Origin of the sequence: Streptomyces sp. SID14436, assembly GCF_010548465.1 — a bacterium.
GTDB lineage: Bacteria > Actinomycetota > Actinomycetes > Streptomycetales > Streptomycetaceae > Streptomyces.
This window is the reverse complement of the sequence record NZ_JAAGMD010000535.1, coordinates 1-10412: the sequence shown is the minus strand read 5'-3', so window position 1 is coordinate 10412 and position 10412 is coordinate 1. Positions and strand designations below refer to the sequence as shown.

General features: G+C 70.5%; 8 protein-coding genes. 2 read left to right on the top strand and 6 right to left on the bottom strand.

Translation table 11 applies throughout. From position 1 onward, the window contains the following. Positions 1 to 83: 83 nt before the first annotated feature. The 4 genes from G3I53_RS18775 to G3I53_RS18760 all read right to left on the bottom strand — a co-directional run bounded on the left by G3I53_RS18775 (position 84) and on the right by G3I53_RS18760 (position 4937). The gene (locus G3I53_RS18775) at positions 84 to 1583 is read right to left on the bottom strand and encodes an alpha-N-arabinofuranosidase (RefSeq protein WP_164337791.1); all 1500 of its coding nucleotides are present in this window, start codon (positions 1581 to 1583) and stop codon (positions 84 to 86) included. Between the two features lie 138 nt (positions 1584 to 1721). After that, positions 1722 to 2615 (bottom strand): carbohydrate ABC transporter permease, encoded by an 894-nt coding sequence (locus G3I53_RS18770; RefSeq protein ID WP_164337790.1) that lies wholly within the window; start codon positions 2613 to 2615, stop codon positions 1722 to 1724. Beyond that, on the bottom strand, positions 2615 to 3637 hold the full coding sequence (locus G3I53_RS18765) for a sugar ABC transporter permease (protein WP_164337789.1): 1023 nt from the start codon (positions 3635 to 3637) through the stop codon (positions 2615 to 2617). The genes G3I53_RS18770 and G3I53_RS18765 overlap by 1 nt, the downstream gene beginning before the upstream one ends. Positions 3638 to 3647: 10 nt before the next feature. Then, positions 3648 to 4937: an extracellular solute-binding protein gene (locus tag G3I53_RS18760; RefSeq protein ID WP_164337788.1), complete on the bottom strand. Its 1290-nt coding sequence runs from the start codon at positions 4935 to 4937 to the stop codon at positions 3648 to 3650. A 394-nt stretch (positions 4938 to 5331) separates the two neighbouring features. Here G3I53_RS18760 and G3I53_RS18755 point away from each other — a divergent pair, with 394 nt between their 5' ends. After that, entirely contained in the window at positions 5332 to 6852 is a 1521-nt protein-coding gene (locus G3I53_RS18755) for a xylan 1,4-beta-xylosidase (RefSeq protein ID WP_164337787.1), read from the top strand. A 22-nt stretch (positions 6853 to 6874) separates the two neighbouring features. Then, positions 6875 to 7771 carry a fructosamine kinase family protein gene (locus G3I53_RS18750; RefSeq protein WP_164337786.1) on the top strand — a complete coding sequence of 299 codons (897 nt, stop codon included), beginning with the start codon at positions 6875 to 6877 and terminating at the stop codon, positions 7769 to 7771. A gap of 210 nt (positions 7772 to 7981) precedes the next feature. On the opposite strand, the gene G3I53_RS18745 is transcribed toward G3I53_RS18750, so the two are convergent. Together G3I53_RS18745 and glsA are read right to left on the bottom strand one after the other, a co-directional pair. Next, positions 7982 to 8824: an alpha/beta hydrolase gene (locus G3I53_RS18745; protein WP_164337785.1), complete on the bottom strand. Its 843-nt coding sequence runs from the start codon at positions 8822 to 8824 to the stop codon at positions 7982 to 7984. A 99-nt stretch (positions 8825 to 8923) separates the two neighbouring features. Next, on the bottom strand, positions 8924 to 10141 hold the full coding sequence (gene glsA / locus G3I53_RS18740; protein WP_343240646.1) for a glutaminase A: 1218 nt from the start codon (positions 10139 to 10141) through the stop codon (positions 8924 to 8926). Positions 10142 to 10412: the final 271 nt, after the last annotated feature.

The following is a 10412-nucleotide window of genomic DNA, read 5'->3' as shown; positions in this document are numbered from 1 at the left end:
GGCGACCGGGCCGGGCGCCGCGCGGGCCCGGTCGCCGCCGGTCCCACGGGGCACCGGATCCCGGGCGGGGCGCTCGCCGTCGCTCACCGCAGCGCGACCGCCGACCACGACGTCGGCGGCAGTTCGATGGTGAGCACGCCGTCGGCGAGGGCCGCGCCGGTGTTCGGGGCCGGGGTCACCCGGTCCGGCCGGGCGAGCGTGTTCTTCGCGTACACGTCGGAGTCGGCGAGCGTGACCGCCTCGGTGATGCGCGAGGAACCGAGGCTGCGCACGTCCACCGTGACCCGGGCGGTCTCCGCGAGGTCGCGGTTGACGAGGAAGACGGCGGCGCGGTCCTCGTCGACGGTCGCGACGGCGTCGACGAGCGGTGCCTCCCCGAAGCGCGCCGTGTCGTACGTCGGCGCCTCGATCAGGGGCAGGACCACCTCCCCGGAGGCGAGCCGGCTCGTGATGGAGAAGGGGTGGAAGGTGGTCTGGCGCCAGGCCGGGCCGCCCGGCTCGGTCATGATCGGCGCGATCACGTTGACGAGTTGGGCGAGGGAGGCCGAGGTGACGCGGTCGCTGCGGCGCAGCAGCGTCATCAGCAGATTGCCGACGACGACGGCGTCCGCCACCGTGTACGTGTCCTCCAGCAGCCGCGGGGCGTGCCGCCACTCGTCGTGGACCTTCTCGGTCTCCTGGTGCTCCTTCAGGTACCAGACGTTCCATTCGTCGAAGGAGATGTTGATCTTCTTGTTGGAGCGCTTCTTGTGCCCCACGTGGTCGGCGGTCGCGACGACGGTGTCGATGAAGTAGTCCATGTCGACCGCCGAGGCGAGGAAGGACCCGAGGTCGCCGTCGTGCTCCTGGTAGTACGCGTGGCCGGAGACGTAGTCCACGTGGTCGTAGCAGTGTTCGAGGACGGTGCGTTCCCAGTCGCCGAAGGTCGGCATGGTGGAGCCGGAGGAGCCGCAGACGACCAGTTCGAGGTCCTTGTCGGCCCGCTTCATCGCGGCGGCGGTGCGGGCGGCCGTCTTGCCGTAGTCGTCCGCCGTCATGAACCCGGTCTGCCAGGGGCCGTCCATCTCGTTGCCGAGGCACCACATGCGCACGTCGTGCGGTTCCGGTGTGCCGTTGGCGATGCGCAGGTCCGACAGGGCCGTGCCGGACGGGTGGTTGGCGTACTCCAGGAGGTCCAGGGCGGGCAGGATGCCCCGGGTGGCCACGTTGACCGCCAGCATCAGCTCGGAGTCGGTCAGCTTCAGCCACCGGGCGAACTCGTCGAGTCCGACCTGGTTCGACTCCAGGGAGCGCCAGGCCAGGTCGCGGCGCACCGGGCGCTGTTCGCGGGGGCCCACGGAGTCCTCCCAGCGGAACCCGGAGACGAAGTTGCCGCCCGGGTAGCGGACGGTGGTGCTGCCGAGCTCCCTGACGAGTGCGACGACGTCCATGCGGAACCCGTCCTCGTTGGCGGTCGGATGCCCGGGCTCGTAGAGGCCGGTGTACACGCAGCGGCCGAGGTGCTCGACGAACGAGCCGAAGGTGCGGCGCCGGACCGGGGCGATGACGGCCTGCCGGTCGAGCTCGATGTGGACGCGGGGCAATGCGGATCCTTTCGGGGGGGGCGCGGGGGTTCGCGGCCGGGGGGCGTCGGTCAGCGGCCTGCCCCTGCCGAGGGGCATGGCAGGGGCAGGCGCGGGACGGTCCTGTCGCGGGTCCCGGTGCGGGGCCCGGTACGGTGGTCAGCCCTTCACGGCACCGGTGAGTCCGCCGACGATGCGCTTCTCGAAGACCGAGAAGAAGATCAGCGCGGGCAGCATGGCGAGGGAGGTGAAGGCGAGCACCTTCGCGGTGTCGGTGGAGTACTGGGAGGAGAACACCTGGACGCCGAGCGGCAGGGTGAAGTTGGCCTGCGAGTTGAGGACGTACAGGGGCAGCAGGTAGTTGTTCCAGCTGCCGACGAATCCGAGGATGCCGACGGTGACCACACCGGGCAGCGACAGCGGCACCACCATGCGGAAGAAGAATCCGATCCGGCTCATGCCGTCGATCGCGGCGGCCTCCTCGATCTCGTTGGGGATGGCCCTGAGGAAGGGCACGAGGATGATGACGGTCGTCGGCAGGCCGAAGGCGATCTGCGGGATGATCACGCCGAGCAGGTTGTCGACGAGGCCCAGGTCCTTGATGACGAGGTACAGCGGAGTGATCGCGATGACCATGGGGAACATCAGGCCGGCGGCGAACAGCGAGTACATCGCGCCCTTGAGCCTGAAGTCGTAGCGCGCGATGACGAAGCTGACCATCAGCCCGAGCGTGACGATGCCGACCGTGCTGGTGACCGCGACGATGAGGGAGTTGGCGAACTCCCCCCAGAACACGGACGACTTCAGCACGCCGACGTAGTTGCCGATCACCCAGGGGCGGGGCAGCGCGGCCGGGTCCGTGGTGATCTGCGCGTTGGTGCGGAAGCCGCCGAGCACGATGTAGAGCACCGGTGCGACGCAGACACCGACGAAGAGCAGCGCCACGAAGTAGGTGACGGGGCTGCCCCACTGCTGCGGCCGGTCGCGGCGGCCGGCGGACTTCGTCGGCTCCGGCGCGCGGGACGTCCCGGAGACGGCGGTCGTCGCACTCATCACACGGTCCCTTCGGTGACGGCGCCCTTGAGGTCGCGGCGCAGGACGAGGCGCTGGTAGATCAGCGCGACGATGAGCGAGACCAGGAACATCACGACCGCGACGGCGCTGCCGTAGCCGTAGTTCCCCGCGTTGCGGCCCTGGGCGAGCATGTAGATCGCCATGGTCGAGGTGCCGGCGGTGCCCGACACGTACTGGCCCCAGATGATGTAGATGAGGTCGAACAGCTGCAGCGAGCCGATGATCGACAGGAAGGCCCAGATGCGGATCGTCGGTCCCAGCAGCGGCAGCGTGATGCGGCGCTGGATCTGCCAGTAGGAGGCGCCGTCGATCTGCGCGGCCTCGAAGATCTCGTCGGGGATCGACTGCAGGCCGGCGAGCATGAGGATCACCGCGAAGCCGATGTACTTCCACGTGATGATGCCCATCAGCGTCCAGATCGCCAGATCCGGGTCGGCGATCCAGTCCGCTTCCAGGGAACCCAGGCCGATGCGGTGCAGCAGGTCGTTGAGCGCGCCGTTGCTCTGGAGCATCAGGCTCCAGCCGGTGCCGACGATGACCTCGGAGATGATGTACGGCACGAAGATCAGGACACGGATCGTCGAACGGCCGCGGATCCGCTGGTTGAGCAGCAGCGCCAGGCCGATCGCCAGCGGACCCTGGATGACCAGGGAGAGCACCAGGATCAGGCCGTTGTGCCACAGCACGTCGTGGAACGCGGAGTCGGTGAGGATCAGCTTGTAGTTGTTCAGGCCGACCCAGTCGGTGGGCTCTCCGTAGCCCTTCCACTGGTAGAAGCCGTAATACCCGGCGAGCACCACGGGGAAGATCACGAACGCCAGGAACGTGATGACGGCCGGTGCGGACAGGACCGCGATCTCCAGTCGCGTCCGGGCACGGCGCCGGCGGTGTGCAGCCGCTCGCGGCGGAGCCGGGGGCACGGACGTGGCCGCGTCCCCGGCTCCGGGCGTGCCCTGCGACTGGCGGCCGTCGGCCGTGTCAGTGCCCAGGGTGTCGCTCATGTCTGCTTACTCAGCCCTTCTCGGCGGCGGCCTTGACGTCCTTGACGATGTCGGCGGACGTGCCCTTGCCGGCCATGAGGTTCACGACGGCGATGTTCATGGCGTTGCCGACGTTCTGGCCGTACACGGTGTCGAGGAACTGCATGGAGTACGCGGCCTTGTTGAAGGCCTCCAGGGCCGAGATGTTGTAGGGCTCGGTGACGACGCCCTGCGCCTGCTTGTTCACCGGGATGGTGTCGAAGGCCTCGGCGTAGGCCTCCTGCTGCTCCTTGGTGACGACGAACTGGAGGAAGCCCAGGGCCTCCTTCGGCGCGTTCTTGGAGAGGGAGTAGCCGCCGGCGCCGCCCATGATGGCGGTCGGGTCGCCCTTGCCGCCGGACACCGACGGGAAGGGGAACCAGCCCAGGTCGGGGAGCGGCTTCTTGTCCGGGGTCAGGTCGGCGATGACACCGGGGTTCCAGTTGCCCATGAGCTCCATGGCCGCCTTGTGGTTGGCGATCATGCCCGCCGAGGATCCGGCGCCCTGCTGTGACGTCGCCGTCAGGAAGCCCTTCTGGAAGGGCTCGGTGTCCAGGAGGTCGGCGAGGTCGTCGCCGGCCGCGGTCCAGCAGGGGTCGTCGAAGGTGAGCGACTTCGCGGCCTCCTGCATGACCTCCTGGTTGCACTCGCGCAGGGCGAAGTTGTAGTACCAGTGCGCCGCCGGCCAGGCGTCCTTGGCGCCGACCGCGATCGGGGCCACCTTGATCGCCTTCAGCTTCGCGACGGCGTCCTGGAGTTCGTCCATCGTCGTCGGCGGCGCGGTGATGCCGGCCTTCTCGAACAGGTCCTTGCTGTAGTAGATGCCCTCGGGCTGGGTGTCGAGCGGCATCGCGTAGACCTTGCCGTCGATCGAGACGCCCTCGAGGGCCGCCTCGCCCACGTTGCCCCGGTCGGTGTCGGTCAGTTCCAGTTCCTTGATCTGGCCGGCGTCGACCATGGCCTGCATCTTGCCGCCACCGCGCTGCAGGAAGATGTCGGGCGCGGAGTTCGAGTTGAGCGCGTTCTGCAGTTTGCCGTCGAGGTCCTCGTTCTGGACCGACTGGATCTTGATCGTCACGTCCGGGTGCAGCTCGTGGTAGGCCTTCGCGGCGTCCCGCCAGAACTCGGCCCCGCGCCCCTCCATCGCGTTCGTCCAGAGAGTCACCGTCCCCTGGCCGCCGGACGAACCGTCGCCGTCGTCTCCACCGGCGCAGCCGACCGCGGCGAGTGCCAGGCACAGGCCGATCGCGGCAGCCGTCGCGCTGCGGGTTCTCCTCGTCATCGTGGGAACTCCCTGCTCTGTTGTCAGTGGTCGAGCTGCTGACGTGCTGGATAGTTTGCGCAAACTAATGAATCGTCCGCGAGGTAGGAGCAAGGTGTACCGCCAGAAATGAACGGTAAGCAACCAAGAGTTTTCGCAAGTTGCCCAATCGTTACCGACCCGGCCGACGCCGTCCGTGATGACGGACAGGCCCGCTGACAAGGCACTGCGCACCCCGCCGCACCCGCCCCGGCCCCGGGGGCGCCGCACGCCCGACCGGCAGGCCGCCCGGGCGTCTTGACACCGTTTTCGGCGTCTCCCTACGGTGCGCAGCACGCCGAGCGAGAGCCGGTCCGGTCCACCCGCCCGCCCCCGGCGTGCCCCGCCCGCTTCCCACCGCAGCGAAGGAACCCCCATGCGGATCGCCGTCCCCCGGCAGCCGACAGCCCGGCTCTCCGACGCCTGGCGCCACTGCGTCGGCACCGGCCGGTTCGACCTCGCGCTGCGGCGCGACCACTACGAATCGCTCGCCCTCGTGCAGCGGGAGATCGGCTTCCGCCACATCCGCGGCCACGGCCTGCTCAGCGACGGAACGGGCGTCCACCAGCCCTACGAACACGCCGGCGAGCGGCGCGTGCGCCACGCCTTCACCTATGTCGACCAGGTCGTCGACACCTACCTGGAGCTGGGCATCGCGCCCTTCCTCGAACTCGGCTTCATGCCCTCACAGCTCGCCTCCGGCGACGCCACCGTCTTCTGGTGGAAGGGCAACATCACCCCACCCCGCGACGAGAAGGAGTGGGCGGCCCTCGTCCGCGCCGTCGTCGGGCACCTGGTCGACCGCTACGGCATCGACCAGGTGCGCCGCTGGCCGATCGAGGTGTGGAACGAACCCAACCTGGAGGCGTTCTGGTCCGCCGGCCAGGACGCCTACCACCGCCTCTACGAGGTCACCGCCCGGGCCGTCAAGGAGGTCGACGCCGAACTCCAGGTCGGCGGGCCCTCACTGGCGCCGGGCTACCAGGACGAGTGGATCGAACGCTTCGCCGAGTTCGTCGACACCCGTGACCTGCCGATCGACTTCGTCAGCCGCCACGCCTACTCCTCCGGTCCCGTCCAGCCCGTGCCGTTCGGCGCCCACCAGACCCTCATGCCGGCGTCCGCCCTGCTGGAACAGTTCGGCGCCCCCCGGCGGCAGCTGGCGGGCACCGGACTCGCCGGACTGCCGCTCCACATCACCGAGTTCAACTCCTCCTACCGCCCGGACAACCCCGTCCACGACACCGCGTTCCACGCCGCCTACCTCGCGCCCGTCCTGGTGAACGGGGGCGACCTCGCGGACTCGTTCTCGTACTGGACGTTCTGCGACGTCTTCGAGGAAGTGGGCGTCCCCACCACGCCGTTCCACGGCGGCTTCGGGCTGCTGGCCCACCGTCAGATCAAGAAACCCACCTACCACCTGTACACCTTCATGGCCGCGATGGGGGAGCAGATCCTCGGCCGGGGCGAGGACCACCTGGTGACCCGCCACGACGACGGACGCGTCACCGTCCTGGCCTGGGCACCGGCGGACCCCGGCGGCGGCGAACCCGTCGACGGCCACACCGTCCGGCTGTCCCTGCCCCTCGGCACCCCGGACACGCGGGGCTCCGCCTTCGCCCTGCGCCGCTCCGTGAGCGAGGACGCCGGCAACCCCTGGGCCGCCTGGCGCGAGATGGGCCGGCCGCTCGCCCCCGACCACCGCCGCCTGGACGCCCTGCGCGAGGCCGCCGAACCCGCCCGCTCCCACCGGAGCGTGCCCGTCACCGGCGGGAGGGCCGACGTGGACCTCGCCCTGGCCCGTCACGAGGTGACACTGCTGGAGCTCACCCCCGTCGTCGACGAGACACCGCAGTGGTGGAGCGACGACCGGCTGCTCGGCCTGGGGGACGCGTGACATCGCGCAGAGGACCACAGCCGTGACCGGACCACCGCCCCTCCTCCTCGAACGCCTCCTCGAACGCCTCCAGTCGGCCGGACCGGCCGACGTCGTCTCCGTCGAACCGGTCACCGGGGGCCTCGCCGCCACCGCGGGCCTCGCACACCTCGGCGACGGCACGTCGGTGTTCGTCAAGGCCTTCGCCGAGCCGCCGTCGGACGACGTCTTCGCCGCGGAGGCCGAAGGGCTCACCGTGCTGCGCGAGACGGGCGGCATCACCACACCCCGGATCGTCCACGCGGACCGCGACCTGCTCGCCCTGTCCGTACTGAGCCCCCGGCAGGACACCCTGGACTTCTGGGAGCAGCTCGCGCACGCCCTCGCCCACCTGCACACCACCACGCGGCACCCCCGGTTCGGGTGGCACCGGGACAACTGGCTGGGCCGCCGCCGGCAGGTCAACACCTGGACCGACGACGGGTTCGAGTTCTTCGCCCGGCACCGTCTGCTGCGCTGGCTCCACGAGCCACGCGTCCGGGAGACGCTCGACGCCGCCGACCGGGCGGCCCTGGAACGCCTGTGCGACCGACTGCCCGAACTCCTGCCCGCCCGCCCCGCCTGCCTGACGCACGGCGACCTCTGGACGCAGAACGTCATGGCCGGCCCCGACGGCCGGCCCGCGCTGATCGACCCGGCCGTGTCGTACACGTGGGCCGAGACCGACCTCGCCCACCTGTGGACGACGGCACCACCGCCCGAGGCACACGCGTTCTTCACCCGGTACGCCGAACTGACCGGGCTCGACCGCGACTGGCGTGAACGGATGCCGATCCTCCCGCTCCGTCAACACCTGGCCGTCATCGCCCAGTTCGACCCCGACTGGGGCGCCGCCGACCATGTGCGCGCCACCCTCGCCCCGTTCCGCCGACGGCCCTGAACGTCCGCCCCGAAGCCCCGCGGCCCGTAGCGGAACCGGCCGCCACCGCCACCGCCCCACGCACCCTCTCCCGGCGCCGGCCGCGGGCGCGGTGGCGCGCCCCTTCGCCGGTGGTCACGAAGGGGCGCGCTGCCGGCGGTGGGACGCCGTCCGGGACGGATCAGGCCGACCCGTGACGCGGGTGGCGCGGGAGCCGCACGCGATCCACCGTCACTTCGCGAGGAAGCCGCGCAGTGCGGCGTTGACCTCGTCCCCGTGGGTCCAGAGCAGGCCGTGCGGCGCCCCCTCGATCTCGACGTAGTCGGCCTCCGGGACGGCCCGGTGGAACCGGCGTCCGGTGACGTCGACCGGGAGGATGTTGTCCTTGGTGCCGTGCAGGATCAGCACCGGCCTGCCGCTCGCGCGGACCGCCTCGACATCGGCGCGGAAGTCCTCGATCCAGGCCGGCACCACCGCGTACGCGGCGACCGGAGCGCTGCGGATCGCGGTGTTCCAGCCCCCGGTGACGGCCTCCTCGCTGATCCGTGTGCCGAGGTTCTCGTCGAGGTTGTAGAAGTTCGAGAAGAACTGCGTGAACCAGGCGTACCGGTCCCTCTTCGCGGCCGCGACGATGTCGTCGAAGACTTCCTGCGGGACGCCGTCCGGGTTGTCGTCGCGGGCGACCAGGAACGGTTCGAGTGAGGCCAGGAAGGCCAGTTTCGCCACCCGCTCGTGACCGTGGCGGCTCACGTAGCGGGCGAGTTCCCCGGTGCCCATCGAGAAGCCGACGAGGACGACGTCCCGCAGGTCGAGGGTTTCGAGGACCGTGTTCAGGTCGTCGGCGAAGGTGTCGTAGTCGTAACCGGAGTTCACCTTCGACGACTGGCCGAAGCCCCGGCGGTCGTAGGTGATCACCCGGTGGCCCCGGGCGAGCAACTCGCGCGTCTGCCGTTCCCAGCTGTGCCCGTTCAACGGGTATCCGTGGATCAGGACGACCGGCTGCCCGGACCCGTGATCCTCGTAGTAGAGCTCGACCGGAGTGCTGTTCTCCTGGCCGACGGTGATGAATCCCATGGTGTCTGCTCCCTTCCGGGGCCGGCCCTGTGACGTCCGGCCCCCGTTCGTGTGCGCCCGGCCGGGTGGACCGCGGAGCCGCGCGTATGCCCTGGGGTGTCAGGGCGCGACCGGCGGTACGACGGCGTGATCGGCTCCGGTCACGACGGTGACGCGGCCTCCGTCGCCGGGATCGGGGTCGGGCATGATCGTGTCGGGGTCGACGAGGAAGACCTCGTGACCGTCCAGCATCAGCCGGCGCACGACCTCCAGCAGCATGCGCCGTGCCACGTCGTCGAGGGAGTGGACCCAGCTCAGGTCGAGAGCCACCCTGGATTCCGGGAAGGGAGCGTCCACGCACTCCCGGAGGACCTTCTCGGCACCGGCGAATCCGATACCCCCCTGCCGTTGCAGCACGCGGAGGGCGTTCGGTCCGGCGCCGACGACGTGGTGGGAACAACGACACCCCGCGCACGCTGTTCCCGTGGGAATCCAGTCGCGGCGAGAACGTGGCGATGCCGACCTGCCCGGGAAGTGCGCCGATGGGGCCCCCGCCACGCCGCTCTTCGCCGGGATGCCGACCTGGGTCGCCCAGTCGCCGGCGGCGTCGTACATTCCGCAGCTGAACATGACGCCCAGCACCTGACGCACCACCGGTTCCGGCACCACCTGCTCACCGGAGAGCGGGTTCTTCCCGCGGTTGGCCAGCGTCGCGGCCATCACGGCCAGGTCCGTCGTGGTGACGCGCACGGAGCACTGGCGGACGTACCCGTCCGTCGTCGCCTGCGCGTCCGTGGTGAGGATCTCGTAGCTGCGGAGCATGTGGGCGATGGCGAGATTGCGGTGCGCGTGCTCCCTCTCCGACGCGTACACCGACTCGTCCACCGTCAGTCGCCGGCCGGCGAACGCCGACAGACCCCGGATCACCCGCTCCACGCGTGCCGCCGGACTCAGACCCTCCGCGCCGGCCAGGGAGTGAGCGGTGATGGCGCCGGCGTTGATCATCGGATTGAGGGGGCGCCCGGTGCCGCTCTCCAGGGAGATCTCGTCGAACGCCTCACCGGACGGTTCGACACCGACTCGGCCGAGCCCCGCGTCGAAGCCCCGGTCGGCCAGGGCCAGTGCGTACACGAACGGCTTGGAGACCGACTGGATCGTGAACGCGGTCCGGGTGCCACCGGCACCGTAGGTCTCACCGTCGACGGTGACGAAGGCCGCCGCGAGGACATCGGGATCCGCCCGCGCGAGCTCGGGGATGTACCCCGCCTGCTCACCGGAGGTGTCCGCCTCCACATCGCCCAGTGCCTCGGCCAGGTAGTCGGGAATGATGGGACGCACTCGTCCTCCCTACGCGGTCGCCGTCTCCATGGTGGGACATCGACGCCGGGTCCGCAGCGGGACCACGCCGCGCCCGGCCCCGCCCCCCTCCGGCGCGTCACCGTCCTGGCCCCGGGGAGGACGGGACGGGCCGGGACGACACCTGCGGGGCGGCTACGCCGCTGCCGGGCACGACACGGCAGGGCACGCCCTGAGTCCGCCGCGGGACGGGCGGCGGATGGCCGCCGCGGTCGGGCAGCGGCAGCGGGCGCTGGTTGTCGGACGCCGGACG